The sequence below is a fragment of the Bacillus sp. S2(2024) genome, assembly GCF_050474045.1.
GTDB lineage: Bacteria > Bacillota > Bacilli > Bacillales > Bacillaceae_G > Bacillus_A > Bacillus_A yunxiaonensis.
Genome location: NZ_JBFLUS010000003.1, coordinates 1,437,207 through 1,457,977, shown reverse-complemented (window position 1 = coordinate 1,457,977; position 20,771 = coordinate 1,437,207). Strand labels below are relative to the sequence as shown.

The 20,771-nt window shown below is 33.9% G+C and carries 21 protein-coding genes; 10 read left to right on the top strand and 11 right to left on the bottom strand.

All coding sequences use genetic code 11. From position 1 onward, the window contains the following. Positions 1–39 precede the first annotated feature (39 nt). From AB1284_RS07290 to AB1284_RS07270, 5 genes are all read left to right on the top strand, one after another. Positions 40–1,407, top strand: coding sequence for an Nramp family divalent metal transporter (locus tag AB1284_RS07290; RefSeq protein ID WP_429750528.1), 1,368 nt, complete (start codon positions 40–42; stop codon positions 1,405–1,407). 1,039 nt (positions 1,408–2,446) lie between these two features. Then, the gene (locus AB1284_RS07285; RefSeq protein WP_429754331.1) at positions 2,447–3,436 is read left to right on the top strand and encodes a permease; all 990 of its coding nucleotides are present in this window, start codon (positions 2,447–2,449) and stop codon (positions 3,434–3,436) included. Positions 3,437–3,452: 16 nt separating this feature from the next. Beyond that, positions 3,453–4,397, top strand: coding sequence for a TIGR03943 family putative permease subunit (locus AB1284_RS07280; protein WP_429750530.1), 945 nt, complete (start codon positions 3,453–3,455; stop codon positions 4,395–4,397). A gap of 442 nt (positions 4,398–4,839) precedes the next feature. Then, the gene (locus AB1284_RS07275) at positions 4,840–5,844 is read left to right on the top strand and encodes a CobW family GTP-binding protein (protein WP_429750531.1); all 1,005 of its coding nucleotides are present in this window, start codon (positions 4,840–4,842) and stop codon (positions 5,842–5,844) included. A 166-nt stretch (positions 5,845–6,010) separates the two neighbouring features. Further along, complete coding sequence (locus AB1284_RS07270) at positions 6,011–6,961, top strand: metal ABC transporter substrate-binding protein (RefSeq protein WP_429750532.1); 951 nt, start codon at positions 6,011–6,013, stop codon at positions 6,959–6,961. A 353-nt stretch (positions 6,962–7,314) separates the two neighbouring features. Here AB1284_RS07270 and AB1284_RS07265 read toward each other — a convergent pair whose 3' ends face one another. Continuing rightward, a complete protein-coding gene (locus tag AB1284_RS07265; protein WP_429750534.1) occupies positions 7,315–7,749 on the bottom strand; it encodes a hypothetical protein in 435 nt (144 codons plus the stop codon). Positions 7,750–7,780: 31 nt separating this feature from the next. After that, the gene (locus AB1284_RS07260) at positions 7,781–8,065 is read right to left on the bottom strand and encodes a hypothetical protein (RefSeq protein ID WP_429750536.1); all 285 of its coding nucleotides are present in this window, start codon (positions 8,063–8,065) and stop codon (positions 7,781–7,783) included. A gap of 280 nt (positions 8,066–8,345) precedes the next feature. Between AB1284_RS07260 and AB1284_RS07255 the strand changes: the two genes are divergently transcribed. The 3 genes from AB1284_RS07255 to AB1284_RS07245 all read left to right on the top strand — a co-directional run bounded on the left by AB1284_RS07255 (position 8,346) and on the right by AB1284_RS07245 (position 10,898). Next, positions 8,346–9,764, top strand: coding sequence for a PepSY-associated TM helix domain-containing protein (locus AB1284_RS07255; RefSeq protein ID WP_429761851.1), 1,419 nt, complete (start codon positions 8,346–8,348; stop codon positions 9,762–9,764). Between the two features lie 49 nt (positions 9,765–9,813). Beyond that, positions 9,814–9,948: a hypothetical protein gene (locus AB1284_RS07250; protein WP_429750538.1), complete on the top strand. Its 135-nt coding sequence runs from the start codon at positions 9,814–9,816 to the stop codon at positions 9,946–9,948. Positions 9,949–10,424: 476 nt separating this feature from the next. After that, a complete protein-coding gene (locus AB1284_RS07245) occupies positions 10,425–10,898 on the top strand; it encodes a hypothetical protein (RefSeq protein ID WP_429750540.1) in 474 nt (157 codons plus the stop codon). Between the two features lie 141 nt (positions 10,899–11,039). Here the strand turns inward: AB1284_RS07245 and AB1284_RS07240 are convergent, their stop codons facing one another. Further along, positions 11,040–11,552, bottom strand: a complete 513-nt coding sequence (locus AB1284_RS07240; protein ID WP_429754333.1) for a GNAT family N-acetyltransferase — start codon at positions 11,550–11,552, stop codon at positions 11,040–11,042. Positions 11,553–11,831: 279 nt separating this feature from the next. Here AB1284_RS07240 and AB1284_RS07235 point away from each other — a divergent pair, with 279 nt between their 5' ends. After that, the gene (locus tag AB1284_RS07235) at positions 11,832–12,374 is read left to right on the top strand and encodes a hypothetical protein (RefSeq protein ID WP_429750542.1); all 543 of its coding nucleotides are present in this window, start codon (positions 11,832–11,834) and stop codon (positions 12,372–12,374) included. An 81-nt stretch (positions 12,375–12,455) separates the two neighbouring features. On the opposite strand, the gene AB1284_RS07230 is transcribed toward AB1284_RS07235, so the two are convergent. The 7 genes from AB1284_RS07230 to AB1284_RS07200 form a co-directional block, all read right to left on the bottom strand. Further along, a complete protein-coding gene (locus tag AB1284_RS07230; protein WP_429750544.1) occupies positions 12,456–13,139 on the bottom strand; it encodes an HAD family hydrolase in 684 nt (227 codons plus the stop codon). A gap of 393 nt (positions 13,140–13,532) precedes the next feature. Next, positions 13,533–13,670: a hypothetical protein gene (locus AB1284_RS07225; protein ID WP_429750546.1), complete on the bottom strand. Its 138-nt coding sequence runs from the start codon at positions 13,668–13,670 to the stop codon at positions 13,533–13,535. A 71-nt stretch (positions 13,671–13,741) separates the two neighbouring features. Beyond that, positions 13,742–14,542, bottom strand: coding sequence for an ABC transporter permease (locus tag AB1284_RS07220; protein ID WP_429750548.1), 801 nt, complete (start codon positions 14,540–14,542; stop codon positions 13,742–13,744). 5 nt (positions 14,543–14,547) lie between these two features. Continuing rightward, a complete protein-coding gene (locus tag AB1284_RS07215; protein WP_429750549.1) occupies positions 14,548–15,318 on the bottom strand; it encodes an ABC transporter permease in 771 nt (256 codons plus the stop codon). Next, entirely contained in the window at positions 15,311–16,339 is a 1,029-nt protein-coding gene (locus AB1284_RS07210; protein ID WP_429750551.1) for an ABC transporter ATP-binding protein, read from the bottom strand. The genes AB1284_RS07215 and AB1284_RS07210 overlap by 8 nt, the downstream gene beginning before the upstream one ends. Positions 16,340–17,202: 863 nt before the next feature. Continuing rightward, entirely contained in the window at positions 17,203–18,231 is a 1,029-nt protein-coding gene (locus tag AB1284_RS07205; protein WP_429750553.1) for a DUF4179 domain-containing protein, read from the bottom strand. Beyond that, a complete protein-coding gene (locus tag AB1284_RS07200) occupies positions 18,216–18,791 on the bottom strand; it encodes an RNA polymerase sigma factor (protein ID WP_429750554.1) in 576 nt (191 codons plus the stop codon). The genes AB1284_RS07205 and AB1284_RS07200 overlap by 16 nt, the downstream gene beginning before the upstream one ends. A 401-nt stretch (positions 18,792–19,192) precedes the next feature. Here AB1284_RS07200 and AB1284_RS07195 point away from each other — a divergent pair, with 401 nt between their 5' ends. Next, positions 19,193–19,996 (top strand): hypothetical protein, encoded by an 804-nt coding sequence (locus AB1284_RS07195; protein ID WP_429750555.1) that lies wholly within the window; start codon positions 19,193–19,195, stop codon positions 19,994–19,996. Between the two features lie 319 nt (positions 19,997–20,315). Here AB1284_RS07195 and AB1284_RS07190 read toward each other — a convergent pair whose 3' ends face one another. Beyond that, positions 20,316–20,714: a hypothetical protein gene (locus AB1284_RS07190; protein WP_429750557.1), complete on the bottom strand. Its 399-nt coding sequence runs from the start codon at positions 20,712–20,714 to the stop codon at positions 20,316–20,318. Positions 20,715–20,771 lie beyond the last annotated feature (57 nt).

Below are 20,771 nucleotides of genomic sequence, written 5' to 3'. Positions count from 1 at the left end.
TTTCACAAATTCAAACAAGTTAAAAGGAGAGGATGCATTATGGAGGAATTAGAAACCGTCAAAGCGCAAAATGCGGTTGCTGTATCACACCAGGAAGGATGGCGCCAACAAAACAGCGATCCTAGTTTACGAGAAGTGCACAAAAGTATGAGGATACCGAAGAAAGGAAATGCCCTTCGAAAGCTCCTTGCATTTATGGGGCCAGGTTATCTTGTTGCAGTAGGGTACATGGATCCTGGAAACTGGGCTACATCGATAGCTGGAGGATCTGCTTATAACTATACGTTATTATCTGTTATTTTAATTTCTAACTTTATGGCTATTATTTTGCAGGCACTATCTGCAAAGTTGGGGATTGTAACAGGAAGAGACTTAGCGCAAGCATGTCGGGATCATTATAGTAAGCCTGTATCGTTCGCTTTATGGATGTTATGTGAATTAGCTATTGCAGCTTGTGATTTAGCAGAAGTAATAGGTTCCGCTATCGCATTAAATCTTTTATTTCACATTCCTCTTGTATGGGGTGTATGCATTACTTCATTTGATATCTTACTTGTACTATTATTGCAAAATAAAGGATTTCGCTATATTGAAGTTATTGTCATTAGTTTAATTGTAACAATTTCAGTTTGTTTTGGTGTGGAACTTTTTATGTCGCAACCACAATTGAGTGAGATTGCAAAAGGCTTCGTTCCAAGTAAAGAGATTATTCAAAATCCACAAATGCTGTTTATTGCACTTGGAATTTTAGGGGCTACGGTTATGCCACATAATTTGTATTTACATTCTTCTATCGTACAAACGAGAAATTATGAAGAAACGCCTAAAGGAAAACGAGAAGCGATTAAGTTTTCAGTGATTGACTCTACGATCGCATTAATGTTGGCTTTATTTGTTAATGCATCAATTTTAATATTAGCAGCGTCTGCTTTTCATAAAACAGGACATACCGAAGTAGCAGAAATCCAAGATGCTTATCAATTGTTAAATCCGATTCTTGGAAGTGGGATTGCGAGCGTATTATTTGCGGTTGCTTTATTAGCCTCAGGACAAAATTCTACGTTAACAGGAACGTTAGCTGGGCAAATTGTAATGGAAGGTTTTTTAAATATTCGTTTACGACCATGGATTCGCCGCTTAATTACGCGTTTAATTGCAATTATCCCTGCGGTAATTGTGACACTAATATATGGAGAAAAAGGAACAACAGATCTTTTAGTATTAAGTCAGGTTATCCTATCTCTTCAACTTTCATTTGCAGTTATTCCACTTGTTATGTTTACGAGTGACAAAAAGAAAATGGGTGAATTTACAAACTCACTTTGGACTAAAGTGATCGCTTGGTTCATTGCCATTATTATCGCTATTTTAAATGCCTATCTACTCTTTACTACATTTTCAGGATAAAAGTATTCTAAATATAGAGTATTTGTATTATTCCCATTAATCTACACTACAGAAATAAAAAAAGTCCCTTATGTTGAAGGGACTTTTTTTATTCTCAATCTTCTTTATTAGAATGAAACAAAAAACCAACTAACATAATAAAAAACCGCCTGTTTAACCAGAAGATTTTCTACCTTTCTTTTTTTTAAGTTTTATAACAACTTTTAATTCCTTTTTATAAGTTATTACATTCTCATTCAAATAATAAATTTCCTTTTATATAGTCTATACATTTGAGGTTTACATAACCTCTCATTATTGAAAGTAAGAAAAGCAACTTATTCCTTATCCATCCAATAACAAACAGACGTGTAATTTACCCCTCTGTTCTTTTTTATCTAAACCTCTTGAGCCCATGAATTATCGTTTACGCCCCGCTCGACGTATCCTTTGCATACCTCAACCTCACTGTCACCTTTCAAAACATGAAAAAATATTTTACGCAAATATAAAGTGAAACTTCCATCAGTGGGGTTTTTTCATCCCCCACTGATGGTTATTTGAACCAATCGGGCGCATGCCAGCAGTTATCTCCCACCTATTTTCTCCGCTTTTCTCTCAATCTTGAGGTGGGGGGCTTACTGCCCGTTAATACGGGATAAACTGTATATTCTATACATCTCATTATTAAAATTCAATGTGTCTAATAAACTATAAAAACTGACACAAAAAATATTTATCCATTAGTCAGTTAACTCTACTTGTCTCATCAAATAGGCTGTTTTCTATAATACGAGCATTCTTTCTTACAATTCGTACAATATTTTCACAATGCAGCGTCAGTATATAGTATGTACCTATGACTATATACTTGTTATAATCCAAATCGAAATGATTACGTTTTCTACCTGTTAAATGGGTGTATTGGTTATACAATCCAAGAAGATGTAAGAACAACATTAACTTCCCTTTTAAAGCTAAGAGTATCAAACGTGTTTTAGTTTACAGCTGGATAGTACAACAAGGAGGAATTACATTGCCTTTATCAAAAAATTATAAGATGGTAATTGGAATTTTATTGATAACACTTTTTATATTTCTTTTTTTCTTTATTGATTATACAAATCTTGCTTATTTAAAAAGCGTCATTCCGACAAGTTGGTTAAATGTAAATACGATTTTTTTAAGTATTTTTTTTGAAGCCATTCCGTTTGTGTTAATCGGTGTGTTTATTTCAGCTTTTATCCAAACATTTATTTCAGAGGATACATTAAAAAAAGTGCTTCCTAAGAATTATCTTCTTGCCATTATTCCTGCAGCATTCATAGGACTTATTTTTCCCGTTTGCGAGTGCGCCATTGTACCTATTGTAAGAAGGCTTATTAAGAAGGGAATGCCTCTTCATGTTGGAATGGTCGTTTTAGTAAGTACACCTATTATTAATCCTATTGTATTTGCCTCAACGTACTATGCATTCTCAACATTTCCCAACATGGCTTATTATCGCTTGGGACTTGCAGGTTTTGTATCCGTAATTATTGGACTTATCGTTTATTTTCTATACGGAAACAGCGATGTATTACGCGAAAGCAAGAAACCAGAAACACATCATCATGGAACTCATCATGTTCATAGAAGCCGTTGGCAAGAAACATTGTATCATGCCAGCGATGAATTTTTTGATACAGGAAAGTTTCTTCTTATAGGCGCTTTTGCCGCTAGTCTCTTTCAAACGTTTTTTGATCGTAGTTTTCTGATGGGACTTGCTTCAAATATACATCTGTCTCCCCTTGTCATGATGGGGTTTGGATTCGTTCTTTCTGTTTGTTCAGAAGCTGATGCTTTCATAGCCGCCTCTTTAAGTCATACATTTTCTGCCTCTTCTTTGCTGGCATTTTTAGTGTTTGGACCAATGATTGATTTCAAAAACACCCTTATGTTATTTGCTTATTTTAAAAAAGGGTTTGTTATAGAATTTATATGTATTGTTGCAGCAGTTGTATATATTGCCGTTTTATCTGTTCCTATTCTTTTCATAGGAATACGGTGAGAGAGGAGAGAAAAGTATGGGCCACAGAGAAACACAATCGTTTCATATGTACGTTCGTGGAATTATTTTAATTGGTTTTGGAATGCTGCTGCTTAAGTTACTTATAACGGGACAAATTGAGAACTTTATTGCTCCTAAAATGGTGAAATTTATTTATTTTACATTCTCTGTTGTGACATTGTTAGGTATTGTCCAAATCTGGAGAAGTGGTGAAAAAGAGAAATCTGGGCGTGGATGCTGTGATCATGATCATTCTCTTCCTCGTACTAAAAAAGGATCCCTGTTGTTCTATTCTCTCTTTCTTACTCCAATTATTACAGCGTTCCTGTTTTCAGATCATACAATTGATGCAAGCATTGCTGCGAAACGCGGAGTGAATTTAGCACAGGGACAACCAAAACAGGATTCAAATGAACAACCAGAACAAAATACAGGAGATCAATCAGGACAAAGTTCAAGTGGACAATCAGGACAAAATACAGGAGATCAATCAGGGCAGGATTCAAGTGGTTCCACTACAACTCAATCGTCCACGGACGGAGGAGAGCAATCTCCAGGAGAGTATTATGATACATTACAAAAAAAGTTGATGAGTATGAATACAATTCAGATAGATGATGATAATTATCTGCCCGCAATGCAACTAATTTTGGGTAATGTCGCAGGATTTAAAGGAAAGAACATTACGCTTACTGGATTTATTTTCAAAGGAAAAGATTATAGTAAAAATGAAGTTTTTATTGCAAGATATGAAATTACCTGCTGTGTGGCAGATGCCACAGTATGGGGGATGTTAGCAACAGGTAAAGAAGTATCCTCTCTAAAGAATGGAGAATGGGTTACGGCCACAGGTGTTTTAGATCAAACAACCGAGAAGGATACTTCATCACCCCTTATAAAAATTAGTGCAATAAAAAAAATTACTCCTCCGAAAACACAATATGTGTATCAAAAGTTTTAAGTTAAGCAATGTTATCAAGATTGAAAATAAGGCTCTAGTGCAAAATATTTATTAGAAATACAGGGCCATTCGTTTCTTTCGCATTCGAGGAGTAAAAATATAACTCGAACCGTTTGTAGATAAGTTCCTTTTGATGTTGTGGTCACACCACATCGCTATCAAATTAACAATTTGGAATAGAAAAAATCCCTTCAGACATGAGAGCTGAAGGGATTTCTTATTCCTATACCTAAGAAACCACTTTATGAGCACTTATATATTTCAAAGACACTCACTTTTCTTACTAGATAAGCTATTCCCTATAATACGAGAATTCTTTCTTACAAGTAGTACCATGTTTTCATAAAATATTGTCAGTATATAGTATGTATTTATGACTATATATTTGTTATACTTTAAATCGTAATCATTACGTTTTAATTCCAATATGAGGAGGAGAAATATGAAAAATATACCCGTTTATATCATCTCAGGTTTTTTGGGAAGCGGAAAAACAACGCTATTAACTCATATTCTAGAGTACTGTAAAGCCAAGAATATGAAACCTGGCATTGTACTGAACGAGCTAGGGAAAGTTAACGTTGAGGCACACTTATTTGAAGATAATCATGTGTTTGAACTGTTAAATGGATGTATTTGTTGTACAATCCAAGAAGATTTAAGAACAACTTTAACTTCCCTTTTAGATTCACATGTTACAGATCCTATTGATGTTCTATTTATTGAAGGAACAGGTGTTGCGAATCCATTAGAAATTGTAGAAGCGATAGCTAGTCCACCTCTTGTTCATTCATTTGACATTCAATCTATTATCAGTGTTGTTAATGCAAGTAGTTATTTAGATGAGCAGAGTATTTTTGCATATAAATCTGTTCGTAATTTACTTAAGAATCAAATTACAAGTGCCACTGTGGTCGTGCTAAATAAAGTAGACTTAGTAAATCAAAAGCAATTACAGAAAGTTCAAATGAAACTTGCGAAGGTTATAGATGCAAACACACAGGTGATGGAAGCTTCTTATGGAAGTGTAGATGTTGAAGAATTATTACAAAAGCGAGCAAATACTATTGTATATTCATCTCATCATTCTACATGTAGTCACACTCATCCTGAGCAAGACCATCACTCCTGTGACCATGATCATACACATCATCATGAACATCACAATGGAATTAAAACTATTACAATCCAGGATGTACCTCCAATATCTAGGGGGCAATTTAAAAAATGGTTTACTTCTTTACCAGCAGGTATAGTGAGAGGCAAAGGATATATAGCATTAAAAGAAAGAGAAGGTGTTTATCCATTTCAATATAGTTCCAACCAATTGTACATTAGTAAATTTCCTCAAGAGCAAACTATGGAACCTTGCATTGTTTTAATTGGACGAGATGTAGATATTACTCACGTTCAAAACACCTATACGTCTCAATTTTCTTTACAATAAGTGAATTTTGAGATTGATATAAAATGAAAAAAGTGGCTCCCCTACCCTTTGATTGGAAAGAATCATATGAGTATGGATAATTGAAGAATAAAAGGTGGTATTCCCCTTTTTATAAATCGTAATAATTATTATTTATATTAAATTTCAAAAGGAGAATGAGTACATCATGAAAAAATGGAAATATGGTGCATTAATAACCGCTTTGGCCCTTTCGACTGCTATTGCGGGCTGCTCTAAACAAGATGAGGCAAAGGGTACTACAAAACAAGACAAGTCTCTTAAGGTCGTAACAACCTTTTATCCTATGTACGACTTTACAAAAAATGTGGTTGGATCGAATGGAAAAGTAGATGTGTTAATTCCTGCTGGGACAGAACCACACGATTTCGAACCCTCTCCAAAAGATATTGCTAAAATTGAAAGTGCCGATGTGTTTGTATACAACAGTGACTCCATGGAAACATGGGTACCTAAAGTATTAAAAAGCCTTGATAATAAAAAAATAAAAGTGGTGGATGCAAGTAAGGATATTTCACTTATGGAAGGAACCGCTGAGGAAGAAGATAAGCATGCTGATAAGGCACAAGAACATCCGATGGATCCTCATGTATGGTTAGATCCAGTGTTAGCCCAAAAAGAAGTAGAAAATATTAAGCAAGCAGTTATAGAAGCAGATCCAACTCATAAACAAGACTATGAAAAAAATGCAGATCAATTTACTGCAAAACTAAAAGATTTAGATAACGAGTTTAGAACAACTCTCGGTAATGCAAAACGTAAAGAATTCGTGACGCAACATGCAGCATTTGGGTACTTAGCAAAAGAATATGGCCTTACTCAAATACCAATTGCTGGTCTTGCTCCTGATCAAGAACCAAGTCCAGCCAAATTAGCGGAACTTCAAAAGTATGTGAAGGACAACAATATTAAGATCATTTATTTTGAGGAAGTAGCTTCTCCAAAAATAGCAAAAACCCTTGCGGATGAAACAGGAGCAAAAACAGTTGTATTAAGTCCAATTGAAGGAATTACGAAAGAAGAACAAGATAAGGGAATTGACTATATTAGCTATATGAAAAAGAATTTGGATGCACTAAAACAATCTGTTATGCAATAGTAACAGTAGTGCGTTTTACAATCATGTAAAACGCACTTTTTGTGCTTGTACCTAAAGAAAAAGGGTGTATTTCGTCAACTACACATCACATTTGTGAAGCGGTGAACACCAATATGCTTTATTCCAATTGACCTGTATCAGAGATTAAAACTAACTCCATTTCATCTTGGATGATTAAAAAAATTATATATATCTTACTACGATGCTCCATTTCCATTATCACAAGAATTCATACAATGGAATTATTATGTGGCGAAAAAATTCATCTGATTTTATAACTAAAAAGCTGCCCGATAATCAAAACGGGCAGCTTCTTTCTGTGCTTTTTATCAAAAGTACATTATGAGTTAATGTTATTTTATAGATACGTCTAAATCTTTAGCAGCTGTATTTAGGTTATCGCGGTTAACTTTAATAAGATCTAAAGCCTTGTTTTTATCTTTACTGTTTAATGCATCTTCCAATGCATCAAATTTGCTGTGCATATCATTCGCATATGTATCTCCCTTTTTGTCTTTCAGAGGACCAAGGATATTAGAGTGATATTCCTCATGCATCCCTTCAAGCGTATCACCAGCACCTTTAAAATCGTCTTTGTTAACGTCCGACTCGATGGTTGTTAGTCCATTTAATTCATCTTGTATTGCTTTGGCTATTTGGGTTTTATCAGGTACGGATTTTGATTGGTCCGATTGATCATGTGTATGTTTTTGTGCAGTACTACATCCAGCTTGGCCTAAACCCAATAATAGAATGAGTGAAACTGTTAAAAAGCTTTTTACTCTCATTAGTTATATCTCCTTTTCATTTGTTTAACTACTACAGTTTTGTACGATGTTTTGTTTTAAACCACATCCATATACCTGTGATACTCAAAATAATCATACAAATTGCACCCAAGTCAGTTAACCATTTTATTGATATATTACCCAAAGTCCCAGAATGAAGAGAAAAAAGGAACATTTGCATTTTCATTGCTGTATCTGAATTATATCCAATAAGAGAACGATGATTAAGTAATATTCCCGTTATCGCCATTATTAAAACTAACAAAGCACCAATTATTCCAGCGATTCGGTGAATCACTCTTAAAATTCGTAACATAAATTTATCCCCTCAATCAGCTGTATACACCTAACTAAACCATTATACTTCTTAATAGAAATATCAACTATTACAGGTGTTTTTTCAAACAGAACATTTTAAATTTAAATACAAACTTTTTTCTCAAAACTCTTACTTAGTGTATGTTACATTATTTCTTTTAGCCATGTAGAAGATTTTTAAATGAATTCAAGAAGATTTCACAAATCCCTCACACCTATTATTTATATTAAAAATCGGATTTATAATCCTTGATGACATGTGTAAAGAGAAATAAGGCATGAAAGAGATAGGGGGAGAACAAAGTATGTTTGCAGAACAACAAAAAGTAAATCACACTGCAACAGAAAATGCAGATAAGTCAGAGATTTCAAAGGCGCAATCCTTATATCGAGCAGTGTGGCGTTGGCATTTTTATGCTGGTATTATTTTTGCCCCATTTGTTATTTTATTGGCAATTACAGGTATCATTTATTTATTTAAACCGCAAATTGAGAATGTAATGTACAAAAATTATTACTATGTACAAGCAGGGCAAGAAAAGATGACAACCGAAAAGCAAATTGAAGCTGTCAAAAAAGCTTATCCCGATGCTTCTGTCACACGATATAAACCTTCTTTTGCAGCAGATCGTTCAGCAGAAGTCGGCATCACTGATAAAAACAGAGCAATGACAGTATTTGTAAATCCCTACAATGGAAAAATCTTAGGAGACTTAAAGGATGACGAGAAATTCATGAATGAAGTGGAACGCCTGCACGGTGAACTCATGATGGGGACAACAGGAGATCGAATCGTAGAAATGGCTGCTTGTTGGGCAATGATTTTACTTATTACTGGATTATATTTATGGTGGCCACGCAATAGAAAATCCATCTTTGGCACGCTCATCCCGAGATTTTCTAAAGGAAAGCGTATTATGTTAAGGGATTTACATTCCGTTCCTGCTTTCTGGCTTTCTTTATTTGTCTCTATTTTTATACTAACAGGTCTTCCTTGGTCTGGATTATGGGGAGATTTCATTAACCGAATTGCAACAACTACACATACAGGATATCCAACAGGATTATGGGACGGTAATTTACCAAAGTCAACAGTTCCATCTAAAGATGTAGCGAAAGTTCCTTGGGCTGCAGAAAATTTGCCAGTCCCAGAGTCTAAAGTAAGTGTAACCCCTCTTTCTGTGGAACAAATCATGAAAATAGCAGATGAAAATAAAGTAGGGAAAGGATACTCTATTACCTTTCCAAAAGGAGAAAAAGGCGTATACACAGTAACTGTTTCCCCTGATAAACCAGAAGGACAAGCAACTTTGCATATTGACCAATATAGCGGGAAAGTGCTGGCAGATTTACGTTTTAAGGATTATGGAATTCTGGCCAAAGCAATTTCTATCGGAGTGGCATTACATGAAGGGCATTACTTTGGCCTAGCAAACCAATTGTTAGATCTCATTATCTGTCTTGGCTTAATTGGTATTTCTTTGACAGGTGTTATGATGTGGTGGAAACGTAAACCATCTGGTACGTTGGGTGCTCCTTCTTTACCCAAAAACTTCAAATTAATGAAAGGTACAGCAGTTCTTATTATTGTACTAGGTATTGTGTTCCCGTTAGTGGGTGCTTCATTACTTGCTGCTCTTGCATTGGACTGGTTGGTAATAAAGAGAATACCGTCTGTGAAAAAATGGGTAGGATAATAAATTGCAGCGTACTATTTTAGAGTACTTATAGAGTAAAGGAGACTATATGAAAAAGAAAATCTTATCCTATATAGCAGCTAGTGTTTTAGTAGCAATTGGTGTGTACTTGTTTATAGACCACAGCAATAAAACGCAGGAAGCTAAAGATACATCTACACCACCTTGTCATATAAAGAAATAGAATGCAGGAATTATTCATATTTTTCTGGAAAGTTTAAGAATGGATAAAAAATAAACCCTCAAAATCTCCTGTTAGCCATCCATGCGGCGAGGCGCGACATGAATGACTAACAAGAATCAATAGCCCAATAAACGAAAAAAGCCAATCCTTCCTTAGTGTACAGGAAATTGGCTTTCTCTATGTAAAAAATCGCTTAGCGTACAAAATTCCGACAGGACCCTTTCAATAGTGTTAACCTTCTTTTTTATATTAAATCCCCCTTTTCTTTGCAAACACTACACATCACATTGTTAATATGATTACGGACAAGCCTTCTTGTTATTAAACATTACAGACTACTCTCCTTTCACATAATCAGTGTTATCAGAATCAGATATCAATTCCCCCATAATTTTTCGCTAATCATTTAGTACATATCACCTTTTATTTCAGGAAATAGTAAATAAGATAAGATCCTGTACTTTGGAGGTTGGAATATGCGAAAGATAACAGTTGTTCTTTTTGGTATGATATGTTTTATATTCAGTAGCAATATATTAGCGAAAGCTTCCTCGTTTAGTAATCTTCCTATATCAAAGTCCTCTGATCGTTGGTATTTAAAAGTTAATAAAGCTGACAATGAGCCAAGGCTTTCAAAATCAAAATCAGGCGCAGTTAATACATATAGTCTAGATGTGAAGAACCTCGGAAAAAATGCCTATAATTTAGATGTAGATATATACAGTAATTTTAACGATTCTAAAATTTTGCGGGCAAACATGGACGCACCAGAAACTGAGAGAACAGTTCCAAATAATGAGTGCCATTTTTCTAACTTTCCTGTGTCAGTAAAAGCAAAGGGTATTACTGTTATCATTACATGGCAGGAAGAGCTACCTAAGACATTGTCTAATGGTAAAACGATACAAGCAAGAAAATATAAAGAAATATTTGTGTTCGATCAAAAATAAATGATAAAAAGCCCTCCTTAATAAAGTGTACTGAACCCCAAAAGTTGGACTTTTTTTCGGAGTGATTCCTCACTCCGATTTTTTTTCGTTATTATCCCGTTTCGATACGATTTCAAGTATGCCTTTTGAAAATTTACTAAATCATAGTTCTATCCAGTAACGCTGAACAATTTCGCCAGTATCAGGGGAAATTACTTCATTTTCTAAGAGACCTCCAACTTTTTGAATGGTTTTGGCAGAGCCAATATTTGCTTTGTCACAAGTTATCAACACTTTCTCCAATCCTAATTTTTTCGCTTCAAATAAGGAAAGCCGAAGTTGCTCAGTGGCGTAACCCTTTCGACGTTCGGCGGGGTGCACGCTATAACCGATATGTCCACTCTCCATCAGTAGTTCTGGTGTTAATCGATGGCGGATATTGATTAAACCGACTAATTCCCCATTTTCAATACTCAAAAACTGAGTGGATGGAACTCGATTTGGCGGTAAATTTTCTCCTTTTTCTTGAATTTTGACTTTTTCAAGCCATTCGTCAATGGAATCAAAATGTTGTAAGGAACAACTACCATGCGGTTGTTCTCTAGAATTTAGAAATGCCTGCCGATAAGCCATAATTTGTTTCCTATGCTGGTGTGTTGGTTTCACTAATTTTATTGTCATCATCTTTCTCCTATATCATCTTTTATTCCAGTTTATAACATTCACAATAAATCGAATAGAGTAAGAGGAGTTTTTCTTTTTAGTCTCTCTGCACCAAACTTTTTATACAGATTAAATCCCACTTTATAGTGTATGTCTATGGTGTACAAGAAAACATTACGGACTACTTTTTTTCACATAATCTATGTTATCGGAAGTGAAAAATAATATTGAGATTAAAGGACATGATAAACAATACAGTATATTGCAAGTATTTTTAAGGAGAACCCATTAATGAGTAGAAGACATAAAATATTGATATCAATACTTTTTGTTTTAATTATCAGTGTTATTAATACTCCTGCTAAGGCTCAAGAACAGCAGTCTTTTGAAAAGTTTTTGTATAAGGTTGGTTATAAATCTATCGGAAAAGCAATAACTGAATGCGAAAATTTATTTCAACGAGGCATTACATTGCCGACAAGGCTACCATCAGTAGAATTTACTCATCAATTTGGACGTTGTAATAACAGTGAAGATAATATAAATGATAGTTTTGAAATTGATTATATAAATGAGCATACGGGTACGAAACATTATATGATAAGAGTCCGCCCTTTAAAGTATAAAATTCCAATTAAACAAGAATTGACTAAGGGTGTATATACACTGAAAGATAAATCGAAAGCAATATTATTTCGTATAAGGGAAAGTTCAAGTCTTGATACTCTTACATTTGAAAGGAATGGTTGGCAATATATGCTGATTATTGATAGTAGAGGATTAGATAAAGCTTCATCAAAAGTCTTAGTCCAAATTGCAAATACGATTGAGTGATGAATAAAACAAAGAGGTCTATTAAGACCTCTTTGTTTGTTTAATTAACATAAGTGCCGTTCTCGGAAGTTGAGAAACAATCTATGTAATAACTTTTGATAGCTCTTGAAGAGACTTTATTACCATAATGTCTGGGTGCTTTTGTTTATTATCTGTTCGATTTAACCATATGCCTTTCATTCCAGCCATTTTACTGCCTAATGCATCTGTATCTAATCGATCTCCTACATAGTAACAATCTTTAATCTGTCTTTTTACACGAGCACAGGCTTCTTCAAAAATGGATTTGTCTGGTTTTGCTACACCTATTTCACTGGAAGTAGTGACACAGTTGAAATATTCCTTAATGCCCATACGTTGCAGCTTCTCTATCTGTTGCTCATAATCACCGTTACTAATCACTCCTAATGTATAACCTCTCTGTTTTAGCTGATCTAAAGTCTCTATGACGTCCTTATAAACTTTCCAGTTTTTCTTATAAAATGACAAATACATTTTAAACTTCTCATCAGCTTCTTGATCACTTAAATCAATTTCAGCTATCTTAAAAAGATTGATCATTCGTAATCTTTTTTGTTCATGGAATGCTAACTCATTAGCTAGAAATTTCTCAAAATATTCTTTAGATAGCCGTTTCCATAGATCAATAGATTGCTGTTCAGTAAAAGAAAAATAATGATTGTGAGCACGAAAAAAATCTAGAATTCCTTCCTGTTCTGCATAATCATAGTCAAGCAATGTACCATCGATATCAAAGAAAATCATTTTATCCTCCTCTAATAAGCCTTTTATATGATTATATAGTTTTTTCTTAATTAGAATTAGACTACAACAATCAGTATCAGAAATGTATACTCTATACATGTGAAGTTAACATAACGTATTATTATCAACAGTAACCAAATCCCAGAAAGCTATTCATACCGAGAGTTTGCCCCCTTCTTTGTATGTAAGACTTCATGCACCCCTGTCACAACGGCATTTGGCAGTTCAAACCGTTCTCGTAGTCTACATGAAATCCTGCATATCCTTAGCGTATAAAATCCACGTTTTGTTGGCGAGACCTCAAAAAGAAGTGCGAAACGCACTTCTTTTCTTTGTAATCCCTACATATCACATTATTAATATAGTAACAATGTAATACACCCCTATAAAAATTTATTTTAGAAGACCTATTTCCATAACTGTCAGCATCTCTTTCGTCGTAAGAATGGCAGCAAATTCCTCATGCAAGTTAGCCAGTAAAATAGCATGAATTTCTTCTGCACGATAGTAAGTATCATTTGGTTCTTTCATTTCAAATGCTGCATTATCTATTTCATATAAATTTATATTCTCTCGTCTAACACATTCAAATTCTATTAAAATTAACTTCCTGTACTCGTAAATGCACTTAATCCAAATTTCCAGAAACGATAAGCAATGAAACATAGTATTATAGCAACGAATGGTGTGCACAAAGAAATCCATTTATACCCCTTATCGAAGAAAAAGGCAGCTGGGTAAAATGATGTAAAACTATATGGAATAATAAATGTTAAAATAAATGCTATAACTTTATTATAAATCGTAATCGGATACCGCGAAAAATCACTTAAACTGAATACTGCTGATACAACAGGAATGCTATCTGTCATCCAAAAAGAAAACGTAATAAAAAACAGATTTAATGCAACAAAAATAAACCCGCTGGATATAATCATGACAAGCAGCATTAATACATTTCCTACTGTTATAGCAATATCTAGATGACTAATGGAATAATAAAGAACAACTCCCCCTATTATAAGTTGGCCAAATCCATCCTGTTGAACGCGCTCTGCTACAATTTGGAATAGTGGGTTAATAGGACGGATAAGCAAACGGTCTAAATTTCCTGTCCGAATGTATTGCCATCCAATCGTCCACAAGTTATCAAAGAAAATATGATGAATTGCCCTTCCTGCAAAAGCAATTCCATAGATTAAAAGGATTTGATAAAAATTCCACCCCTTTAAAGTTTCAATATGATCAAATACCACCTTTATGAAAAAGATGGAGGCAAATTGTTGAATGAAAACAGACGAAATTCCTATGAGAAAGTCTACTTTATACTCCATCATAACTTTTAAATGCTGTTTAAAATAAACAGTGTACAAGAATGCGTACCGTTTAAAAGTATGTAACACGTCACTCACCCCCCAAATATTGTGATTTTCCGAATTGCGAGAGCCCATAAGAATCGGGCAAGAACTGCAATGAGAATGAACCATATAAATTGTGTCGCAATGGCTATGTAAGCCGCAGAACCTGAAATAGCACCTGTATAAATAGAAACAGGTATATAGACCATAGACTGAAATGGTAAGAATATACTAATCTCTTGAAACCAGTGTGGATAAAGCGATAATGGGACGAGTGCACCAGAACAGAACTGAATAATAGAGTCTCGCAGAAGGCGCAGCCCCCATACGTTAACGGTCCAGAATGCTAATATACCAATAATAAGGTCTAATTGTGTCCCAATTAAAACACCTAATATTACACTGATGATAAATAATACAAAAGACTCTAATGATTGTGGTAGTTCTATCCCTATAAACCAAATGGAAAACAGTAACATAGGAAAAGTTGTCCGAATAGAATTAGAAACTTTTTGTCCTATATCCATAGCTACCAGTTTGTCTAACAAATGGTACGGCTTCATAAGTTCCAGTGCTATGTCACCTTGTTTAATCATTCTAGCTAAATTGTCCCCAACGCCTGATACATATTGTTCCAATAATAAAGCAATCACCATATAAGTTAGCATATTAGTTAGTGAAAGTGCTCCAACAGTCTGTTTATTCTCGTAAACAGCAGTCCAAAAATAATACAACGTACATAATTTAACAATAATCGCAAATGTACCTGCCCAATACCATGCTGCATAAGAAGTATCTAGCTTTATCTGCACTTTAAGCATTTCCCAATATTTCCTCAAGGGATTCCTCACCTCCATGCTGATAAAGATCTTTAATAATCGTCTCTAATTTAGGATTTGAAATAGTCAAGTCTGATATTTTATTGTGTCTTGCAAGTTCTGAAAGCACAAACTCAGATGAAACAGTCTTTGTGTGAAAACTTAGCTCTACGTGAGATGAACTTTCTGCTTCACTTTTATGTATCACGATATCATTTTGTAATGATACAGGAATTTCAAACATTGTGTGCTCTTCTAATTCTAAAGATAGGATGCGGTTATAAGAAAAACGATCTTTAAGATCTTGTAGGTCCCCATCATACATAATAGACCCTTTATCAATAATAATAATCCGCTGGCAAAGCTCTTCTATATCCTGCATATCATGTGTAGTTAATACAACTGTTGCACCCAGTTTCTTATTCATTTCCTTAATAAAACTACGTATTTTCACCTTTACATCAATATCTAGACCAATTGTAGGTTCATCTAGGAACACAACAGAAGGTTGATGAAGAAAGGCAGCAGCCAACTCACAACGCATTTTTTGTCCGAGTGATAACTGTCGAACAGGTAATGGCATTAAAGTCCCTAAATCCAATACATCCTCAAATAAATGCAACATTTCCTGATATTTTGTTTCTGGAATCTCATAAACATGTTTTAATAGTTCAAAAGACTCTCGCACCGGTATATCCCAAGCAAGTTGTGTACGTTGGCCAAAAACGGCTCCAATATTTTTAGCATTTTCCTGTCGGTTTTTGTATGGAATAATTCCATTCACCTTAATTTCACCAGTATCTGGAGTTAAGATTCCACACAACATCTTAATAGTGGTTGACTTTCCAGCACCATTGAATCCGATATATCCGACCATTTCTCCTTTTTCAACAGAAAAAGAAATTGGTTTTACGGCTTGCTTATCATAATATTTACGTTTTATTAAAGCTTTTATTGCACCCATTAAACCTGGCTTTCGCTCTAAAATCTTATAGCTCTTCGTAACATTCTTTACTTCAATCATTTATAAATCCCCTACTTCCCCTTTTACAAATATTAGCCGTTATATAGCTAAAGTATGATAGCAATCAAATAAATTTCTTCATCCTATTACACCTGCCTTCTATAAAATAAAGATTAATTGTAAATTATAAACTAACATCCACTTCTACGAAAACGTTTGCATAAACAGAAACTAGTATAATTTTACAGGAGCATTTACATATTATCAACAAATTTAAGCAGGGTATTCATTACGCAACGAGCTAATGATGATGAAATTGGCACTGGAACTCGGGGATGTTCTAAAAATAAAATAAAATTCGAAGAAAGTCTACAAACAGTACTTGTGTGAGAAATTAAAGAGGTATTGTGGTTAAACGTTTCAATTGAAAAGATTTTATATGCAACCATTTGCAAAACTGGCCCAACGAGACAGGTAATTATTCTTACATACTTATGTAGAAACAAAAATGTACAGGCAAATAAGTGTATATTTTATAAGACAAGAGATTTTAACTTTGCATATCAATAACACTGATTACAAATAGCTATGTGTAATTCCTATATGATACATAAAGTTATATCCCTTTCCTCAAACTAGCTTAGAGATTAGTTAAAAACAGAGCTTAAGCAGTTAACAGTTGTTGGAAAGAGTTTAGCTTTAGTTAAACTAGAACAAGACTTTGGTAACTATAAGATTTCAGAAACGATTCCTATGTTTAAGGAATCACATCAATGGAAATTGATATTCGGTCAGAGATTAACTAGTGATTCTATTCCTATAGGTACAAATGTACAGGGAATTAAATAAGTAGAATTGACTAATTGTTTCTAAAACACAAAGGGCTGCCTCTGTACAAAAGGCAGCCCTTTCAAATGATTATGTTACTTCTCTAATTCAATAATAATGTCTTTTAATACCATATTCTCTTCACCTCTTAAAATAACACGCGGAGTTATAATGAGTTTTGTGGCATTCTGATTAATTTTTTGAAACGTTTTACTCAAACTCATATAAGCTCCTTCCCCTTTTCCTCCATTTCCTGCACCTGAATAACTATTCCCTAAGTCATCTTTAATTGTTAAATCAACGTATATTTCATCCCATGTATTTCTTACCTTCTCGGAAATTTCTTGGTTGTAATAAACAATAAATGACATTGGTGATATAGATAATTTCTCAATAGACACTTTTACTCCATCTTTTTCTACACTACTATGAATCAATTTCGATTTGCTTTCTGTTGCCTTTTGAGTAATTTCAAAGTTCCAATTCCCTTTTATTTCTTTTTGCTTATCTGGAATCTTAATACTGTCTATTTCCCATTTTATGTTTACAATATCTTCTTCATTCGCTTCTAGGTTACTAGCAGTTAATAATCCCACATATTTATGTTCGTCTACTTTCTTAATTCCATTGCCTCCGCCTAAGGCTGTGCCCCCTTTTATTTTTAGAGAATCAGAAGTAAACGGGTTTTCACCTAAATCTTGATTACTTTCAATAGAATAGGTTAGAGATACTGTCTTTCCATCATAAATTGCATCATGTATCGTGAATTTGACCCCATTACTTTCTTGAATAAGATTGATTTCATTCGAGTATTGCTTATAATCTTGATGAACCCCAGTTCCTTCCTCCTTATTCATTTTAACTTCATCGTGAAGTTCAGTTCCTCCCTTATCCAAAAATCTAAAGATATCTCCTATTACAGGAATACTTCCAGCAGAAGCTGGGAACGTTAATCCAAGCGTTGTAGCTATTAAGCCAACTATGATGGAGGCTATTGCTGCATTTTGTTTCCATTTTTTCATTTTTTTCTTCTTACTATGTAAAAGATTCTCGATATTCACATATTGAGGAAATGAAGTTCCATTTACTTTTTCACGAAATGCCTTCTTTATTTCTCGATCCATACACTCACCTCCGTATCACGGTCTAGAAAAATGTTATGAGCTAAATGATCTTTCAACTTTTCTTTTGCTTTATAAAGACGAGATTTTATCGTTCCTTCTTTCACATCCAATACTTCCGAAATTTCTAAGATAGATAAATCTTGATAATAAAAAAGAATAATAACGATTTGATGTTTAATAGACAATTGTTGCACAGCATCTAGAATCATCTGTGATTCTTCTTTTATGAGACAATTATGTTCTGGTGTTTTGCCATCTTTTATACGAAACCATGTTTCAGGTTGCAAAAGAGAAAAACGTTTTTTCCGTTTTTGTTTTAATGTTGTATGAATTAAAACTTGATGAAACCACGTTTTAAACGAGGCAACCTCTTCATTAAAACGATGAATAGATTTATATGTTTGTATCAGCGATTCTTGTACTGCATCCTCCGCTAACCCCTTATCATCTAATATGAGATAAGATGTTTGATATGCTCTTTGTATATAGGGCTGCAACAATTGATTAAATGCCTCATTATCCCCTTGTTTTACTTGTTGAATTAACTGTTGCTCATCCAAAGTCTCCCCTCCTTATTTTTCATTCTATATACTTATTACCATCAAATCTGAAAAAAGTTCACTTTCTTACGAATATTTACATATTTTTTCTTCCGTTGCTCGCTCTGTCATACGTCACTTTATAAGTATTATGAGAAAAAGATAAATTTACGTATTTCTTACTAAAGCTATGTTAAAGAATGAAATTGCTCTTATTCTTTAACGACTGAGCCAAGTTAGTTGAATAATTGCTTTCTAGATTCATCCATAATATCCAAACCAATGTCAGGGAATATTAACCTTTGATACCATTCTAAAGGGGATATTTTGAAATGAAAATACTGCTAATAATCTTACTCTCATTAGGATTTTTAAATTCTTCTACACTTGTTTTCGCTAGCGAGAATCAGAAGGAACATCTAATGAAAATTGTTATGGAGTTTATACCGTCAAATTCGCTACTTGTAAGCCCTGAAAATCTTTTTTCTGCAAAGCCAATTCAACTCTACGACTTCAACCAGGATGGACAGAAAGAAATAATCGTTACTTTTCAAATTAAAGCAAAAGAACAACCCTCTCCCTCCCAGTTTGGAGTAATAGTTTTAAAGAGAGAACATAATAATTGGCAAAAAATTTGGGAGACAAAAACTCAAGGCGTGAGTTTGGAGTTTTCAGGTTTAGCTGATATTACTGGTGATGGTATAAAAGAATATTTATTTGGTGTTACGATTGGTGCAGCAACAGGAAATAAACTTGAAGTTTTCCAGTGGAATAATAACTCATTCAAAAAGATTGCAGATGTTTCTTATCATAAGATGGACATTTTGAATGGAAATCAAAAAATAGGTTTAGCAGTTTGGCAGTGGTACCTTGCTGATAGCTACCTTGTAGATGTATTAAAGTGGAACGATAAAAAATTAGCTTTTGATGCTGAATTATATTCCCAATACTATCCTGCCATTGAAAAATTTTATAACGATAAAATTTCAGAAATGGATGCCTGGTTTTATTGGTATTGTCTTGCGGATGCTCAAATAAAAGCAAATATATTGGAAGAAGCCTCTAAATCCATTCAAAAAGGGCGTTCATTAGCAAAGCAATTATCGATGCCAGATGTAGTTCAAAATTTTAACGAATTAACTGCTAGACTTGAAGAAAAGAAAAAAGACTTTTCCTATGTAAAAAATCGATTAGCGTACAAAATTCCGACAGGATCCTTTCAATAGTTTTAAGCTTCTTTTTTATAGTAAATCCCCTTTTCTATGTAAATACTACGCATCACATTGCTCTCGAGATGTGTAGTATTTACAAAATATTTACCACATTAAAAACTTATATCTTTGCTATCGTCTTCTTATTTTGCTGCAAATAAAAAAAGAAGGAACAGCTATGCTGCCCCTTCTTCTTCTTATCGTACTTGTAATTCAGCAATCATATTTTCCACCTCCAATTTCCATGCATAGAGAAAGGAGGATTACAGAAGTAAGCCTCCTCCTTTTATCTCATATGAACTTTGTAACAAGTATTATTTTACAAGAATGATTATTATTTATTTTTTTGTTGTAACCATGTTTTTATTTCTAACAAGATTGGAGATATATTGTTAGAAAGATAGGTCGTTTCTTCAAATATTTCATTCATTACTTCTTCATATCTTTTTGCGTTAATGAAAAAACGTTTTGTTTTGTCTTCTTGTGGTTCTTCTCGAGTCTGAATCCAATATGCATTTGCTTCAAACTCTTTTATATTTCGGGCTACTTTTCGCTTTAGTTCAGATGAAAAACGTTTATATTTCTCGTACAATTCACATGCATAATCAAAATGTTCTCTCTTTGTTTGACCTTTTTGTTTGAGGTAAGTAAAGAGTTCTTCCTTTGATAATGGGAGCTGCGTTTCTCCGTTAATGATACAAATATGCAATAAGAGTGCATGTTCAAAGTGCATATTTCTCACCTTCTTTCTGATAAATTTACGTTAAACCTATCAGATTTACATGTTCAG